Source organism: Shewanella sp. NFH-SH190041 (assembly GCF_024363255.1).
In the GTDB taxonomy this organism is placed as follows: Bacteria; Pseudomonadota; Gammaproteobacteria; order Enterobacterales; family Shewanellaceae; genus Shewanella.
Genome location: NZ_AP026070.1, coordinates 3793916 through 3810517, shown reverse-complemented (window position 1 = coordinate 3810517; position 16602 = coordinate 3793916). Strand labels below are relative to the sequence as shown.

13 protein-coding genes and 6 tRNA genes are annotated in these 16602 nt (G+C 48.2%); 16 read left to right on the top strand and 3 right to left on the bottom strand.

The genetic code is table 11. The features are described from left to right. Positions 1-9: 9 nt before the first annotated feature. The 3 genes from NFHSH190041_RS17015 to rsgA form a co-directional block, all read right to left on the bottom strand. Entirely contained in the window at positions 10-3207 is a 3198-nt protein-coding gene (locus tag NFHSH190041_RS17015; protein ID WP_261925168.1) for a mechanosensitive ion channel domain-containing protein, read from the bottom strand. A gap of 200 nt (positions 3208-3407) precedes the next feature. Then, positions 3408-4277 (bottom strand): archaetidylserine decarboxylase, encoded by an 870-nt coding sequence (gene asd, locus NFHSH190041_RS17010; RefSeq protein ID WP_261922900.1) that lies wholly within the window; start codon positions 4275-4277, stop codon positions 3408-3410. 38 nt (positions 4278-4315) lie between these two features. Further along, positions 4316-5374, bottom strand: a complete 1059-nt coding sequence (gene rsgA, locus NFHSH190041_RS17005) for a small ribosomal subunit biogenesis GTPase RsgA (RefSeq protein ID WP_261922899.1) — start codon at positions 5372-5374, stop codon at positions 4316-4318. Between the two features lie 115 nt (positions 5375-5489). Here rsgA and orn point away from each other — a divergent pair, with 115 nt between their 5' ends. From orn to hflK, 16 genes are all read left to right on the top strand, one after another. Next, positions 5490-6035, top strand: a complete 546-nt coding sequence (orn, locus tag NFHSH190041_RS17000; RefSeq protein ID WP_261922898.1) for an oligoribonuclease — start codon at positions 5490-5492, stop codon at positions 6033-6035. A 111-nt stretch (positions 6036-6146) separates the two neighbouring features. Beyond that, positions 6147-6222: transfer RNA gene (locus tag NFHSH190041_RS16995), tRNA-Gly, on the top strand. A gap of 31 nt (positions 6223-6253) precedes the next feature. Next, positions 6254-6329: transfer RNA gene (locus NFHSH190041_RS16990), tRNA-Gly, on the top strand. 31 nt (positions 6330-6360) lie between these two features. Continuing rightward, positions 6361-6436: transfer RNA gene (locus NFHSH190041_RS16985), tRNA-Gly, on the top strand. Between the two features lie 31 nt (positions 6437-6467). Continuing rightward, positions 6468-6543: transfer RNA gene (locus NFHSH190041_RS16980), tRNA-Gly, on the top strand. Positions 6544-6574: 31 nt separating this feature from the next. Then, positions 6575-6650, top strand: a tRNA-Gly gene (locus tag NFHSH190041_RS16975). 110 nt (positions 6651-6760) lie between these two features. Further along, positions 6761-6836: transfer RNA gene (locus NFHSH190041_RS16970), tRNA-Gly, on the top strand. Positions 6837-7011: 175 nt separating this feature from the next. Further along, positions 7012-7440, top strand: a complete 429-nt coding sequence (locus NFHSH190041_RS16965) for a hypothetical protein (protein WP_261922897.1) — start codon at positions 7012-7014, stop codon at positions 7438-7440. Between the two features lie 171 nt (positions 7441-7611). Then, a complete protein-coding gene (locus NFHSH190041_RS16960; RefSeq protein ID WP_261922896.1) occupies positions 7612-9117 on the top strand; it encodes an NAD(P)H-hydrate dehydratase in 1506 nt (501 codons plus the stop codon). A gap of 13 nt (positions 9118-9130) precedes the next feature. Further along, complete coding sequence (tsaE, locus tag NFHSH190041_RS16955; RefSeq protein WP_261922895.1) at positions 9131-9589, top strand: tRNA (adenosine(37)-N6)-threonylcarbamoyltransferase complex ATPase subunit type 1 TsaE; 459 nt, start codon at positions 9131-9133, stop codon at positions 9587-9589. A gap of 3 nt (positions 9590-9592) precedes the next feature. Further along, the gene (locus NFHSH190041_RS16950) at positions 9593-10927 is read left to right on the top strand and encodes an N-acetylmuramoyl-L-alanine amidase (RefSeq protein ID WP_261925167.1); all 1335 of its coding nucleotides are present in this window, start codon (positions 9593-9595) and stop codon (positions 10925-10927) included. A gap of 12 nt (positions 10928-10939) precedes the next feature. Next, a complete protein-coding gene (gene mutL, locus NFHSH190041_RS16945) occupies positions 10940-12799 on the top strand; it encodes a DNA mismatch repair endonuclease MutL (protein ID WP_261922894.1) in 1860 nt (619 codons plus the stop codon). 13 nt (positions 12800-12812) lie between these two features. Next, positions 12813-13703 carry a tRNA (adenosine(37)-N6)-dimethylallyltransferase MiaA gene (miaA, locus tag NFHSH190041_RS16940; RefSeq protein WP_410010884.1) on the top strand — a complete coding sequence of 297 codons (891 nt, stop codon included), beginning with the start codon at positions 12813-12815 and terminating at the stop codon, positions 13701-13703. Positions 13704-13795: 92 nt separating this feature from the next. Next, positions 13796-14074 (top strand): RNA chaperone Hfq, encoded by a 279-nt coding sequence (hfq, locus tag NFHSH190041_RS16935; RefSeq protein WP_261922892.1) that lies wholly within the window; start codon positions 13796-13798, stop codon positions 14072-14074. A gap of 21 nt (positions 14075-14095) precedes the next feature. Further along, entirely contained in the window at positions 14096-15379 is a 1284-nt protein-coding gene (gene hflX, locus NFHSH190041_RS16930; RefSeq protein WP_261922891.1) for a ribosome rescue GTPase HflX, read from the top strand. A 61-nt stretch (positions 15380-15440) separates the two neighbouring features. After that, positions 15441-16601, top strand: a complete 1161-nt coding sequence (gene hflK, locus NFHSH190041_RS16925; protein WP_261922890.1) for an FtsH protease activity modulator HflK — start codon at positions 15441-15443, stop codon at positions 16599-16601. The last annotated feature ends 1 nt before the right edge of the window (position 16602 follow it).

Genomic DNA, 16602 nt, shown 5'->3' with positions numbered 1-16602 from the left:
GTCCTCCCGTTAACGGAATAATCCGTGAGGGTTATCTTTAGTCTGTTGTGATGGGAGATGGATTTCCAGTTGCGGATACGCCAGCTCCAAATTGTTTTCTCTTAGTTTACTGCTGATCAGCTTGTGGAGTGCGTGACGCAGTGGCCAACGAGCATTCATATCCCGAGCATAAGCCCTAACCTCATAATCTTGTGTGTGTTGACCAAATCCGGCAAACCAGACCTCCGGTTCTGGGACGTCCAGTGCTTCATTACACTCTTTTACGGCCTGATACAGCGCAGCCTCAACTTTAGCGGGATCTGAGTCTCGGGCTACAGCCACATTGATAATGACCCGAGTGATAGGGTCTGACAGTGACCAGTTGATCAGCTGTTCGGTAATAAAGGCTTTGTTGGGAACGATAATTTCTTTGCGATCCCAGTCAATGATGGTGGTGGCGCGAATTTGGATTTTACTCACTGTGCCGGTGAGATCCCGGATAGTGACGGTATCACCGATACGCACTGGTTTTTCAAATAGAATAATCAGACCAGAAATAAAATTAGCGAAAATTTCCTGCAGTCCAAAGCCGAGACCCACGGACAAGGCGGCAATCAACCATTGCAGTTTTGACCATTCCATCCCCAGAGTCGAAAAGCCTATCAGGGTGCCGAAAAACACCACCAGATAACGGCTGACAGTGGTAATCGCAAATCCCGTGCCTGGGGTTAGGTCCAATCGTTGCAATAGCATCAGTTCCAGCAGGCCGGGAAGATTGGTGGCAATCATCAGAGAAAAGCCGACAATAATCAGCCCGAAGAGCACGGATTTGAGCGTGATAGGCACTTGTTGCTCAAGGCCATTGATGCTGGTGGAACTGGTCCACAGAGTGATGCTATCAAGAAAAGAAAACAGTGCGGTATGGGTTTGGCTCCACAGGCCAATCAAGCTGGCAAAAAAAGCCAGAAGCAGCAAAGAACGCACCAAACCAAGGGATTGACTGGAAATCGTCTCCAGATCCACTACGGGTTCTTCATAGGTGTCGAGGGTTTCACTGACATGGGTTTCACCTTTTTCCCGCAGAGCGAGCATATCAGCCCGGCGGGCCTTGGCTCGGTCAAAGGCTATTCGGCGTCGTTCAATCAGCATCCAGCGGCGGATCAATTGATAAGCTAATAAGAAGCTGAGCCCTAAAACCAAAGAAAGTTGTAACTGTAATAACATCTGGAAGGCAGTGAAATAATAACCTTGTATAGCTAATACTGCGCTGAGCAAGGGAACTGACAGCAGCACTAGCCAGAGTATTTTATGCAACAGTTTTTTATTTTTACCATCATCATCCGGGTGGTCTCGGAACCGTCTAGCGATGGAAAGTCCGTCTTTATACAGCATAAATAGCTGGATACAGAAAATGATAAAGGCTCCACGGCCAATGCTGTTGCGGATAAGGGATGTATCCAATACTTCAGTAAAGCCCATGATGCCCAGTAACGGCGTGGCGAGTAATACAAAGTGGCGCAGGCGTAGTTGCACGTCTTTGATGGCATCATGTGCCCGGCCAAAGTGGGCTGTCAGTACCCCATTTTCCAGCGACAACAGGTAATAGAAGCGATATAGCAACTGCAATGCTCCCATGGCGATAATTGCCATACCCACCGCCTGCACAAAATTCTGCCCTGAATGGTAAAAAATCAATCCCGCGGTCATGATTGGCAACGGCCAGATCAGTGCGTAGGCCAAGGACGTCAACAAGGCTTTGAATGTACAAGCGAAGTTGTCCAAAGTAACGTTACCGACATGGGCAGCATAATCTGTCATTCTGGCGTTGAATTTGGGCGCGACCAAGTCTTGCACCATCAGGGATAACACCAACAGAATAATCCACCAGAACCATAGATCCCGTTGCTGCTCCAGTGCGCCTGAGACCTGTTGCCATGGTGCTTGTTGAACGAGCCACAACAGTGAACTGTGTAGATCCGTTAGCCAGAGTTTACTAATGGCCGCAGCATTGGGAACCCAGAAGAGATGTTCGTTAAGGGTATTGCTCAACGTACTGTACTGTTGCGTTAATTGCTCATAACTGAGTTTCAGTTTACCCAGTTCATTCAGATACATATCAAAGGCTTCTAGCAGTTTGCCCAGTAAGACCTGCTGAGATGCGATTAGCTTATGCTGCAACTCATTAAATGCCGGTTCGGCTTCCCGTTGTAGGTTCAGACTTTGTTGCTGCTCGACATGGTAACGAGCCAATCTGGCATCGGCGATCTCTCCTTGTAGTTTCTCCGAACTGGGTGGCTTAGGGAGCGCCTGCAGCATCTGCAAGAATCTGTCGCCAAAGGCAGGATTGAGTTTTACCCAAGAAATCTGTTCTTGAATATTACTCAGCTGTTTTGCTTGTTGTTGATACTGAGTTTCAGACTGTTCTTGCTGTCGCAGTGTTTTATTGATGCTTTGGGTTAGCTGTTGTAACTGGTCGCCATAGCCTTGGTTTGCATCACTAATCTGTTTTGTTACCGGATCTGTGACATGGTGCGGTGCGATTAAATTATCCGCTAATGTCGCCGCCGTAGTTTGCCTGCGTTGATCACTGATTTGGCTGTTGAGCTGTTCAATTAATTTTTCTTGTTGCAGTAACTGCGCCCGGACCAGTTCTAGTTGTAGTTGTGCCAGTTCAATGCGGGTTGGACTGGTGCTGAGTTCCGTTTCTAGGGTTGCGAGGTTTTGTTGATACAGTTTACGTTGAGCTGCCTGCAAGGCCCCTGCTGGCGTCTCCGCCGGTGGCAATTCAGTTTTTAGGTGGGTATTGAGCGAGGCTCTGGCATCACGAATTAAATCTGGCAGGTTTTTTTGCCGTTGCATCAAGGTGGTAATTGCACGGCCTATGTCCGCTTCACTTTCTTTTAGCTCCGACAGGCGTAGATAAGCCATTGAGGCTTGTTGTGCCAGTGCAATATTTTTCTGAGGCTGCAGAGTAAGTATGGCATCCTGCAGCTGATTGTTCAGGCTTTGGCGTTGTAGCTCAAATTCCCGTTGGGTCTGGTTAAACGCTGCCTGAGATTGAGCCAGCGCCGCGATATCCGTATTAAGCTGACTCAGTTTTTGGTCAAAACTGAGTTCATTTTGGCTGGTGGCATTACTCAGCCCAAGGCGTTTATCTAGCCCAACAGAAGCATTGGCCGAGATGCTGGTGCCTACTAGGCACAGTAGCAGGAATAACAGTCGTAACATCATGGTGTGTAAAAAAGTCAGCACTGAACCTGCTGAATCTTAACCAAGATATTAGCGGAATGATATGTTGATGAGTGGCACTATTGCGGTTTTTTAACCCGGTAGCAAAGATTGATCAGGCTTGGCCTTGTAGCTTAAAAACGACGAATGGGATTGTGAAGATGGTGGTGCGCCGATAGCCGACGCACCGAATGGCAGATTTATGCGTTTGGTGCGATGTGGGCAAATGCCTGTCCCATGCGGGTAACAGCGCCCGGCACAACCCCATCGGCAAAGTTTGCCAGAGCATCTTGAGCAAATAACATGACTACCGTGCTGCCCAGTTTGAAGCGGCCCATTTCTTCGCCTTTATCCAGCGTAATGGCATCTGGGCCTTCAGTTGGGTAATCCCAGCTAACCACTTTTTTGCCGCAAGGTGGTGTTACGGTCCCTGCCCAGACGGTTTCAATGCTGGCAACAATGGTTGCTCCCACTAATACCATGGCCAGAGGACCAATTTCCGTTTCAAAGGTTGCCACAACACGTTCATTGCGGGCAAACAGACCTGGAACGTGACGGGCTGTGAGTGGGTTGACTGAAAACAGATCGCCAGGAATATAAGTCATCTTGGACAAGGTGCCCTTTATTGGCATATGGATACGATGATAATCCTTAGGAGCCAGATAAATGGTAGCAAAGTCACCACCTTGGAAACGACGTGCCTCATCAGCATTGCCACCTAGCAGTGCTTGTGAGGTGAAGTGGTGGCCTTTTGCCTGAAAAATTCGGCCATCCTCAATTGGACCGCACTGACTTACTGCACCATCAACTGGCTGGGTGATCATCATTGGATCGGCCAAAATTGGGCGCATTCCCGGTTTAAGTGCCCGAGTAAAAAAGGCATTAAAGGTGTTGTAAGCTTCAGGAGCCGATTGTTCGGCCTCGCTCATATCAATATTGTATTGTTTAATAAACCACTTAATGGTGGCTGTGGTGATTTTACCGGCTTGAGCCGCGGCCAATTTGCCCACCAAGCGGGATACAAGGTGCTTTGGCAGTAAATACTGCAGGGCAATTTTCAATTTGTCCAAGTTAGGCTTCCTCAGCAAAGGTTAACTTTATTTCTTTGTTATTCATCGGTATTAGCGCGAAATTGCCGGGCGTGTCGCTGCTCATCTAAGCTGGCAATAATGCGGTGATAATTGCTAAAACGATCGGCTGTGATGTGTTGTTGTTGCAACGCTTCTTGTAACGCGCAGCCGGGGTCATCACCATGTTTACAGTCCCTGAATTTGCAAGTGCCAAGAAAATCACGGAATTCAACAAAACACCAACTGACCCGATCTGCCGGCAAATGCCATAGGGCGAATTCACGTACTCCGGGAGAGTCGATCAGCTTGCCGCCAGAGGCAAAGTGCAGCAATCGGGCTGTGGTGGTGGTGTGTTGACCTAAACCTGAACCTCCGGAAACATCACCCGTCAGCAATTCAGCATCTGGCATGAGGGCATTGATCAGCGAAGATTTGCCAACACCGGACTGGCCAGCGAAAACACTGACTTTGTCTTTTAATAATGCTGTCAGAGCATCAATACCTTCCCCGGTTTTGGAGCTGACCCGATAAACCGGATAACCGATTGCCTGGTAGCGAGCTAACGCCGCTTCAATGGCGGGGCGCTGCTCATCATCCAGCAGATCAATTTTGTTCAGTACAATAACTGGAGGAATTTCTGTATCTTCAGCAGCGACGAGATAGCGATCAATAATCTGGGTGGTAAAGCAGGGCAATACGGAAGAGACAATTAAGATCTGATCGATATTGGCAGCAATGGTTTTGACGCCATCATAAAGGTCTGGTCGGCTCAGTGATGATTTTCGCGGATGAACAGCTTCAACCACGCCAGCAATAGCAGCTTGAGCGTCTTTGCTGAGACGTACGACGACATCATCCCCACAAACCAAGCTGGTAATGGTGCGGCGGATATTGCAGCGGGTGATTTTCCCGTCGAGGGTTTCCACGTCGGCGTGTTGACCAAAGCGAGAAATCACAGTACCGGCTTGTTCCGGTTCAAGTGAACTATCCTGTATATCAGGCGTTGGCGTGTCCTGACTGCTCCGGTGCAACCGTTTTTGATGGTTAGCGCGCATACGGCGCAACTGTCCGCGGCTGAGGGGTTTCTTTTTACTCACAGGGGTGTCTTCACTAACAAAGGTGATTTTTTGTCGGTTAAAAAAGCAGTATGATACACGGTCTTTAAGAAAAAAGCCTGAGTTCAGGACAAAACGGGAAATATAGGCAGAATCTATGGCTGCAGATGTGAAGAACCTTATCTGGATTGATTTGGAAATGAGCGGGCTGGAACCTGACACTGATCGTATTCTGGAAATTGCCACAGTGGTAACGGATGAAAATCTGAATGTGCTTGCTCAGGGCCCAGTGATTGCTGTGCATCAATCTGATGACGTTTTGGCGGCAATGGATGACTGGAATCAGCAACATCATGGGGCGTCAGGATTAATCGAAAGAGTGCGGGCAAGCCATTACAACGAAGCTGATGCGGTAGCGGAAACATTGACCTTTCTGAACCAGTATGTTCCGAAGGGCGCGTCACCTATGTGTGGTAACAGTGTGGGGCAGGATCGTCGCTTCTTAAACCGTTATATGCGCGAGCTGGAAGATCACTTTCACTATCGCAATATCGATGTTAGCACCATTAAAGAATTGGTTAGCCGTTGGCAGCCTGAACTGAAAGACGGTTTTAAAAAGCTGAATACCCATCAGGCGTTGCAAGATATCAAAGAGTCTATCGGCGAATTGCAGTACTACCGCGAGAAAGTATTTAAAATTTGAGCGATTGAACGCGAATTTGTAAGAAGGGGTTGCAGTCGTAAGAAATTTTCATATAATGCGGCCTCACTTCTTCGGCGCACTTTACCAAACATGGTGTGGCTGGATGATGATGCGACATTAGCTCAGTTGGTAGAGCGATACCTTGCCAAGGTATAGGTCATCGGTTCGAACCCGATATGTCGCTCCAAATTCTGACTTCACAGTCATAAAATGTGAATGCGACATTAGCTCAGTTGGTAGAGCGATACCTTGCCAAGGTATAGGTCATCGGTTCGAACCCGATATGTCGCTCCAAATTCTGACTTCACGGTCATAAAACGTGAATGCGACATTAGCTCAGTTGGTAGAGCGATACCTTGCCAAGGTATAGGTCATCGGTTCGAACCCGATATGTCGCTCCAAATTCTGACTTCACGGTCATAAAACGTGAATGCGACATTAGCTCAGTTGGTAGAGCGATACCTTGCCAAGGTATAGGTCATCGGTTCGAACCCGATATGTCGCTCCAAATTCTGACTTCACGGTCATAAAACGTGAATGCGACATTAGCTCAGTTGGTAGAGCGATACCTTGCCAAGGTATAGGTCATCGGTTCGAACCCGATATGTCGCTCCAAATTTTGACTTCACGGTCATAAAACGTGAATGCGACATTAGATTCAGTTGGCGGTATGAAAGGACGATACCTTTCTGATAGCAGATTATCGAAGTCGTTAAAAATGCGATGCGACATTAGCTCAGTTGGTAGAGCGATACCTTGCCAAGGTATAGGTCATCGGTTCGAACCCGATATGTCGCTCCAATTCCTTTCCCTTTCCTCAGATTATTCTTCTTCAATATCATTTTTTATTCTGAATATATTGTTTTTCTGCCTTTATGATTCGGCGCAATTAATCTATTGCTTATGCCAGTAATAATCATGCTGATTTTGCTAAATAAGAGGGATGATTATGCGGATGCAGCAATTAAGGGAAATATTGACACACCTAGCAGACGATCATTTAGCGATGAAGCGGCTATATAAACGTTTGCACCATCATGCTGACTCTACCAGAACTCAATTGGTATTGGCTTATCTGCAGCAACATCAGCAACACGCCGCTGATGCGATTTATCATTATCTGGATGATGCTCCTGAGCGGGTGCTAGACACCTGGTATGAAAATATTGCTGAGGATAGCTTTCCAGCTCATTGTGAGCAGATTATTGCCAGTGCAGATCTGGATATGGATCAATTGATGGCGCTGCATCTAGCGTTAGATAATCAGCTGCTCGCCTATTTAGATTCTGCGGTATGCGCTGCGCCAACAGATAATATTCGGCAGGCTTTGGCTGGATTGCTGCAAAGTGGTAAAAATCAGCAGCAGCGTCTGGTACATTCCACCCTACGAATGTCAGATATCTAAACTAGATTGATACGCCGTCGTGAAAAGTGGCGATAAGTATTGGCCGATAATGTGGGCTTGATCATGCTTATGCCTCATGGCGGCGCAGCCCTGTGTTTGGTAAAACCTCTTATGGCAGTAGCATACAGCATAGCTATGTCTGTTTACTGATTGTCCGTGGAGGTTTTTTTGATGGCTCAGTTTGACGATATTCTGCCCGAAGCGCTTTTTACCTGTGAGCAAGTCCGTACGGCTGAACTTGCTCTTGCAACCACGTTGCCTAAAGGGCTGTACACATTGGTTGAGCGAGCAGGGGCGGCGGCCTATTCCGCATTGATGTTACAGGGTGAGATCAAGCATTGTCTTGTTTTAGCTGGAAGTGGTAATAACGGTAGCGATGCCCTCGTGCTAGCACGTTTGTTGTTGGAGCAGAGAATACCTTTTTCGTTGCTGCTCACTGAAACGGCTCATGGGCCGCAAGAACGTCAATTGGCTTTAGAGAAGCTGGACCAGCAAGGTGGAGAATACCGTATTCTGACTGCCGCGACTCTCAGCGAGGCGCTTCAAGAAGCTGATTGGATTATAGATGGGCTATTGGGAACCGGCATCCAAGGTTGTGTCAGAGCTGATATGGCGCAATGGATTGAGTTGATTAATCAATCTGCTACCAAGGTGTTGAGTTTAGATATTCCTTCTGGGGTGAATGCCGATACCGGCAAGGTGTATGGCGATGAGCCACATGGATTGCAGGCAGATGTCACCGTATGTTTTGGTGCCTTGAAACAAGGGCTGTTTACCTCTGATGCTCGGCAATATGCAGGCCGAGTATTATGGGCGGATTTGGGATTTTCACCTGTGTTGCCTGCTCCGGCAGCACGATTAAGAGATAGGCATTTTTTACCGCAGGTACTATCACCACGGCATCGCAATAGCCATAAGGGGAGTTTTGGCAAAGTGGCTGTGATTGGCGGAGAACAAGGGATGCCTGGGGCTGCCCGGCTCGCTGCAGAGGGGTGTTTGCGAAGTGGCGCAGGATTGGTGTGTGTTCTGAGTCATCCCTCCCATCAAGCCATGATTAATACCGAACGGCCAGAACTAATGTTCTGTGGTGTTGAAGCTGATATGGCTACTGCAATTGCGCGGCTTAATTGGGCGTCGACCATAGTACTGGGGCCGGGACTGGGAACGGCTGAATGGGGAAGAAGGCTGTTTGCTTTAGCGCTTTCTCGCGCTGTGCCTATGGTCATTGATGCCGATGGGCTGAACATTTTAGCGGCGGATGGACAACGCTGTGATCACTGTGTATTAACGCCCCATCCAGGTGAGGCTGCCCGGTTATTAGGGCAGAGTGTGGCTAAGGTTGAAGCGGATCGTTTTGCTGCTGTGGCATTACTGCAGGCAACTTTTGGTGGCGTTGTGGTGTTAAAGGGGGCGGGTACCCTTATCTGTGATGGTGAGCAGACTTGGCTTGCACCTGTTGGCAATCCTGGTTTGGCTGGAGGTGGTTGTGGGGATGTGCTTTCAGGTATCATTGGCGCCTTGCTGGCACAGGGGCTGTCGCCAGCTGAGGCCGCTGTTGCCGGGGTTGTTATCCATGGTGAAGCTGCAGATTTAGCTGCCCGGGATGGCGAGCGGGGAATGTTAGCGTCAGATTTATTTCCTTTTATTCGCCGCTTGGTTAACCCAGATATGACTTGATGAAAGAGACAGTATGAGCGAAGCAAATTTTTTTCTGCAAGATGAAAACGATACAGTAAATTTTGGTCAGCAATTAGCGGGCTTGGTTGCTGCCCCTATGGTGATTTACCTGACAGGTGATCTCGGGGCTGGGAAAACCACGATGAGCCGTGGTTTGATCCAGCATCTGGGGCATCAGGGGGCAGTAAAAAGCCCAACCTACACCTTGGTGGAACCCTATGAGTTGGATGATGTCGAAGTTTATCATTTCGATCTTTATCGATTGGCGGATCCGGAAGAGTTAGAGTTTATGGGGATCCGTGATTACTTTAATGATAGAAGCATCTGTATTGTTGAATGGCCTGATCGGGGCGAAGGGCTACTGCCTGCCGCGGATCTTCATCTGCATTTACAGTATCAGGATCACTCCAGAGCACTTCACATCAAGGCCCTGTCAGAGAAAGGTGAAGCTCTGCTGCAACAATTAAAATAAATGATGGCGAGTATTAATCCTTTTTTGAAACGTTTTGCGCTGTTTCTTTCTTTGGTGGGCACACTACTGTGTAGTGCCCAGGTTTTGGCTGCAAGTAACCATCTGGACGGTGTGCGGATCTGGGCCGCACCAGACTCAACACGGGTGGTGTTTGACCTGAAAAAATCGCCCGATTACAGCTATTTCACCTTAAAGTCGCCAAATCGTTTGGTGGTGGATTTAGCCCATACCGGCAATCGCGTTAACTTGGGAAAAATTACTAATAACAGTAAGCTGGTAAAACGGGTTCGTACTAGTAAACCCCCTCGTAAGGGGACCTTACGGCTGGTGATTGATTTACAACGGCCGGCGAAAGCTAATCTGTTTGCACTGGCTCCGACGGAACCTTACGGTAACCGGCTAGTGGTGGATCTTGAGGACTCTCAAGCAGAGGCGAAGAATCAGGTCGTGACTGCACCGAAACAGGTTAAGAGAGATATTATCGTGGCCATTGATGCGGGTCATGGTGGTGACGATCCTGGCTCTATCGGCCCCAGTGGCATGTTTGAAAAAAAGGTCACTTTGCAGATAGCTAAACGTGTCGCGGCGAAAATAAATGCAACGTCCGGTATGAAAGCGGTGATGACCCGCAGTGGCGATTATTTTGTTAACCTGAATCGTCGTTCAGAACTTGCCCGTAAATCCAAAGCGGATTTGCTGATCTCTATTCATGCTGATGCCTTTACATCACCAAGACCTCGTGGCGCTTCTGTGTGGGTATTATCCCGTCGACGCGCCAACAGTGAAATTGGCCGTTGGTTAGAGAAAAAAGAGCAGCATTCTGATTTACTCGGCGGAGCTGGGGAGATCATTCAAAATACCGATAATGAGCAGTATTTGGCGATGACATTGCTGGATATGTCTATGGATCGCTCCATGGCCGTCAGTCATACCATTGCTGATGATGTGCTGTCAGATTTAGGTAAGGTGACCCGGCTACATAAACATAAGCCTGAGTCTGCCAGTTTTGCGGTACTGAAATCCCCGGATATCCCTTCGATTCTGGTCGAAACTGGCTTTATCTCAAATCCAGCGGAAGAAAGGTTACTGAAAAGTAGCCAACATCAGGATAAACTGGCCACAGCAATTTACCGTGGGGTGATGCGTTATTTTGAGGCATTTCCGCCAGAGAATACACTGCTGGCAGCCCGAGCGCATATCAAGCATAAGGTGCGTAGTGGTGAGTCATTATCTGTCATTGCCCACAGATATGGGGTGAGTGTCGCCCGGATTAAGCAGGCTAACAAGCTGAAAAGCGATGTTTTACGGGTTGGCCAGCAGTTGACCATTCCCAGATAAACAGGAAGCATCATGGCTATTGAGATTTTACCGCCCCAATTGGCGAACCAGATCGCAGCCGGAGAAGTGGTTGAGCGGCCAGCTTCTGTGGTTAAGGAGCTGGTCGAAAACAGCATTGATGCTGGTGCGACACGGATTGATATTGATATTGAAAAAGGTGGCGCCAAACTGATCCGCATCCGGGATAATGGTGGTGGAATTTGCCGGGATGAACTCGCTCTTGCGCTGTCTCGCCATGCTACGTCTAAGGTGCATTGCCTTGATGATTTGGAAGCTATTATCAGCTTTGGCTTTAGAGGCGAAGCTTTGGCATCGATAAGTTCCGTTTCCCGCCTGACGCTGACATCACGTACCGAAGCGCAGTCAGAAGCTTGGGCTGCTTATGCTGAAGGGGCGGAAATGGCGGTTAAGGTTGTTCCGGCTGCTCACCCTGTCGGCACCACAATTGATGTTGTTGATCTGTTTTTTAATACTCCTGCACGGCGGCGTTTTCTGAAAAGTGACAAAACCGAGTTTAGTCACATTGACGAATGGCTTAAGCGAATAGCTTTAGTGCGACAGGATGTGCATTTCACCTTGTCCCATAATGGGAAAACAGTGCGCAATTACCGTCCCGCGGCAACTGAGGCTCAGTTTTTACAGCGGTTGGCTCAGGTGAGCTCAAAGGGCTTTGCTGAGCAGGCATTGCAAGTGACGTGTGAGCATGACGATATGTCATTGCAAGGGTACCTGCAGCACCCAGGCGCGGCAGTCGATACGGATGTGCATTACTTTTATGTTAATGGCCGTTTGGTACGGGACAGATTAGTCAACCATGCCGTGAGGCAGGCATTTTCTGAGCAAGGGGCTACAGAGCAGGCTGGGTATGTACTGATGTTGACTCTGGATCCCCATCAGGTGGATGTCAATGTGCATCCAGCTAAACATGAAGTACGCTTCCATCAAAGCCGCTATGTGCATGATTTTATTTTACAGGCACTGCAGTCAGCACTCCGCCAAGCTGGAGAGCTTGCTCTGTCTCAACCGACAGCAAAAACGGCCGCCGCCCCTCCAGTATCAACGCTGTCAAATGCGCATAGCTTTGTTCCTGAGAGTAAGGCTGTGGAGCAAGCATATACGGGCAATACCCGTTCGATGGCTGGTGTTCGAGAGGCCACGTCTCATAGTAGCTATGAACGCAATAGTGGTCTGTTTCGTGGCCAGCGCGACAGTTATCACGGCCAATCTTCACCACGCGGCACCAATGTAGAGCCTGATGCTCGGGCGGTGTCAGCTTATCGGGATTTAATGCAGACTCCAGGGGTAGAAAGCCCTGCCGCAATGACCCTTGTTACAGATATGCCTCCGGTATTAGACGGCGAGTATTGGGTTATAGCCAAAGATAATGAGCTTCGGCTGATCAGTATTACCCATACCGCTACAGCCTGTTGTAAGCAGGAGTTATTGGGAAAATTGGCAACAGGCTTGGTAAGCCAACCACTATTGATGCCGGTGTCTGTTGCGGCGGACAGTCAATGGCTGGATGTGATTGCGCAGCGGGAGCAATTGCTGCGTAAACTGGGGATTGAGCTGACAATCCGTTTTGAACAGTTGATTATTAAGAAAGTGCCCCCATATTTGAGAGATTGTCAGTTAGCTGTAATTATTCCTGAACTGTTGCAGTGGTTAACTGCGGAAGTGCCAGCTGATATGGCACTGGCTGCTTGGATTGCAGATAAAGCAAATAAACGTTATTTGGCACCGGCACAGTGCTGGCAACAATTGTCTCAGCTGCCCGATGAGATCCAACAACAAATTATGACCGGTGGCATGATTCTGCCCTGGCAAACATGGTTAGAAGAGCAACTGAGTGATACAACAACACCTGCCTGAAATTATTTGTCTGATGGGGCCTACGGCCTCGGGAAAAACCCAGCTGGCGATTGATTTAGCTCAGCAGCATAACTGCGAGATTATTTCCGTTGATTCCGCCCTGATTTATCGGGGGATGGATATTGGTACTGCCAAGCCTTCGCTACAAGAGCAATTATTGGCGCCACATCGATTAGTGGATATTCGAGATCCGGCAGAAAGTTATTCTGCTGCTGATTTTCGCGCGGATGCGCTCAAAGCGATTAACGAAATCGTTTCAAAAGGTAAAACCCCTCTGTTGGTCGGAGGGACTATGATGTATTTTAAAGCTCTGCTTGAAGGGCTGTCGCCTTTGCCCAGTGCCGATGAGAGCATTAGGGCGGAAATTATGGCGCAGGCTGATCAGGTGGGATGGCAGGTGCTACATGATGAGTTAGCTCAAATTGACCCTGTGTCAGCTGCTCGCATTCATCCTAATGATCCTCAGCGTTTATCCCGAGCGTTGGAGGTATATCGGATAAGTGGCAAATCTATGACTGAGCTGACGCAGACTAAGTCTGCAGCTTTGCCTTATCGGATTAGTCAATTTGCGATTGCGCCAAAAGAGCGGAAAGTTTTACATGATCTTATTGCACAGCGCTTTAATATCATGTTGCGCCAGGGCTTCATTGATGAAGTTCAAACCCTACGGCAGCGTGGCGACCTGCATCTGGATTTACCTTCAATGCGGTGTGTTGGTTACCGGCAATGTTGGCAATATCTGGCAGGGGAATTCAGCCATGATGAGATGGTTGAAAAAGCTGTTGCTGCAACCCGACAATTGGCAAAACGTCAATTAACTTGGTTGCGGGGATGGCCGGGCTTGGAGTGGCTTGAAAGCAGTGATGACGGAAATTTAATGACCATTATGGAACGCAGTCGCTAGATTATTGGACTGCGCTGTATAATACTGAACTAAGAATACAAATCGTCACACTTATAATTAATTTTGAATATAAATTAAAAAGGAAATTCGAAATGGCTAAGGGGCAATCTTTACAAGACCCATTCTTGAACGCACTGCGTCGCGAGCGCGTTCCTGTATCTATTTACCTGGTAAACGGCATTAAACTTCAGGGCCAGGTAGAGTCTTTTGATCAATTCGTGATCTTACTGAAGAATACTGTAAGCCAAATGGTTTATAAGCACGCAATTTCTACTGTTGTACCATCTCGCCCATTTAATGTTGGTGCTCATCAACAAAATAATCAGGGTGGTTATAACAACCAGCAGGATGATACCGTTCACGGTGAATAATTAATAAAAGGGGTTTGCTTCTTGTTTGATCGTTATGAGGCGGGAGAGACAGCTGTACTTGTCCATATCGATTTTTCTGACGAAAACAGTCGGGAAGATCTTGTCGAACTTCAGCTATTAGTAGAATCGGCAGGTGCTCGATCTGTTGGCGTGATAACAGGAAGTCGCCGCAGCCCGGACCGCAAATTCTTTGTCGGCTCGGGCAAAGCTGAAGAGCTGGCTGCTATGGTGGCCGCAACTGAAGCAAATGTGGTGATATTCAACCATGCACTGAGCCCTGCCCAGGAAAGAAACCTGGAAATGCTCTGCCAGTGTCGGGTGTTGGATAGAACCACACTGATTTTAGATATTTTTGCTCAGCGAGCTAGAACTCACGAAGGTAAGTTGCAGGTGGAGCTAGCGCAATTGCGCCACATGTCAACGCGCTTGGTGCGGGGCTGGACTCACTTGGAGCGACAAAAAGGTGGTATTGGTCTGCGCGGGCCGGGGGAAACCCAGCTGGAAACGGACCGTCGTCTGCTTCGGGGACGAATTAAAACCATCAACCGCCGGCTCGATAAAGTTGATAAACAACGTGAACAAAGTCGCCGGGCGCGTCAGCGAAGCGATATGCCAACCGTCTCTTTGGTGGGGTATACCAACGCTGGGAAATCTACGCTGTTTAATGCACTGACCAGCTCTGAGGTTTATGCTGCTGATCAGCTGTTTGCTACCTTGGATCCAACCTTACGTAAATTAGAGTTACAGGATGGCGCGGTCATTCTGGCTGATACCGTGGGCTTTATCCGTCATCTTCCCCATGATTTAGTTGCTGCTTTTAAAGCCACGCTCCAGGAAACTCGCCAAGCGGATTTATTGTTGCATGTAGTTGATTGCGCTGATGAGAATATGGGTGATAACTTTGAGCAGGTACAAGAAGTGCTCAAAGAAATTGATGCCGGTGACATTCCGCAATTGGTAGTATGCAATAAAATTGATTTGCTTGAAGATGTTGTTCCTCGGATCGATTTGGATGCTGATGGTAAACCATCTCGGGTATGGGTTTCTGCTCAGCAGAATTTGGGGCTGGAGTTAATTCAACAGGCCATCGCCCAGTTAGTGGGTGACAGTATCTGTGAGCTGACATTAAAGATTCCTGCCGATGCCGGACATTATTTAGGGCAATTTTATCGCCTTGAAGCGATTCAGCAGCAGGAGTATGACGAACTAGGAAATTGTATTCTGTCGGTGCGTTTGGCCGATGCTGATTGGAACCGGTTAGTGAAACAAAGTCAGGGTGAATTGGAATCCTTAGTTGTTCTTTAAGGAACAAATAAGGTAATTTTGATAGTAATCTCTTTTATTTTATCCGCTTATGGAGTGCTAAATGGCTTGGAATGAGCCCGGAAACAAGGGGAAGGACCCTTGGGGAAACAACAAAAGTAGCAATGACAAAGGGCCGCCGGATTTAGATGAAGTGTTCCGTAATTTTTCGAAGCGCTTTGGTAAGAAAGGTTCCGGTAATGGTGGGTCAGGTTTCAGTACTTACGGTGTGGTCATTGTATTGGGCATCGCTGTCGGTGTGTGGGCTCTGTCCGGTTTTTATTCCGTCAAAGAAGCGCAGCGTGGCGTGGCGTTGAGATTTGGCGAATATGTCGGGCTGGTTGATCCAGGTCTGCAGTGGAAACCAACATTTATCGAAGATGTCTACCCAGTTGACGTGGAAACCGTACGTTCGATTCCTGCGTCTGGCAGCATGCTGACAGCGGATGAAAACGTGGTACAGGTTGAGATGGATGTCCAGTATCGGGTAACCGATCCATACAAATATCTGTTCAGTGCGGTGGATGCCAATGCCAGTTTGCGGGAAGCCACAGACAGTGCGCTACGTTACGTGATTGGTCACAATAAGATGGACGACATCCTGACGACCGGTCGTGAAGCTATCCGTAATGACACTTGGAAAGAGCTTGAGCGTATTATCAAGCCATACAATCTGGGATTGACCATCGTAGATGTGAACTTCCTACCGGCCCGTCCGCCAGAAGAAGTGAAAAATGCCTTTGATGATGCGATAGCCGCACAGGAAGATGAGCAGCGCTTTATTCGTGAAGCAGAAGCTTACTCCCGTGAAGTTGAGCCTAAAGCTCGTGGTATTGTTGAGCGTATGGCGCAGCAAGCTGATGCTTATGGTCAGCGTGTAACACTAGAAGCTCAAGGTAAAGTGGCAAGCTTTGAAAAGCTGCTGCCAGAATATAAAGCTGCGCCAGAAGTGACTCGTCAGCGTTTGTATCTGGATACTATGCAGAAAGTGATGTCAGGTAATAATAAAGTCATTATTGACGCTAAAAACAGCGGCAATATGATGTATCTCCCTCTGGATAAGATGATGGATCGTAAGCCAGCAGCCACCAGTCATAACAGCTCGCCTGTGATGCCTCAAGAGCATGTTGATTCAACATCCATGAACAGCGCAGCTAGCCATAGCAATATTCCTGCAAATGGTCGCCTGTCTCGTGAAGAGCGTATTCGTCTGGGGAGGGAATAAT

Coding starts and splice junctions, on each gene's coding strand:
- hflK (WP_261922890.1), top strand. CDS start 15,441: ATGGCTTGGAATGAGCCCGGAAACAAGGGGAAGGACCCTTGGGGAAAC.
- NFHSH190041_RS16950 (WP_261925167.1), top strand. CDS start 9,593: ATGGCGAGTATTAATCCTTTTTTGAAACGTTTTGCGCTGTTTCTTTCT.
- orn (WP_261922898.1), top strand. CDS start 5,490: ATGGCTGCAGATGTGAAGAACCTTATCTGGATTGATTTGGAAATGAGC.
- tsaE (WP_261922895.1), top strand. CDS start 9,131: ATGAGCGAAGCAAATTTTTTTCTGCAAGATGAAAACGATACAGTAAAT.
- NFHSH190041_RS16960 (WP_261922896.1), top strand. CDS start 7,612: ATGGCTCAGTTTGACGATATTCTGCCCGAAGCGCTTTTTACCTGTGAG.
- NFHSH190041_RS17015 (WP_261925168.1), bottom strand. CDS start 3,207: ATGTTACGACTGTTATTCCTGCTACTGTGCCTAGTAGGCACCAGCATC.
- mutL (WP_261922894.1), top strand. CDS start 10,940: ATGGCTATTGAGATTTTACCGCCCCAATTGGCGAACCAGATCGCAGCC.
- hfq (WP_261922892.1), top strand. CDS start 13,796: ATGGCTAAGGGGCAATCTTTACAAGACCCATTCTTGAACGCACTGCGT.
- miaA (WP_410010884.1), top strand. CDS start 12,813: ATGGGGCCTACGGCCTCGGGAAAAACCCAGCTGGCGATTGATTTAGCT.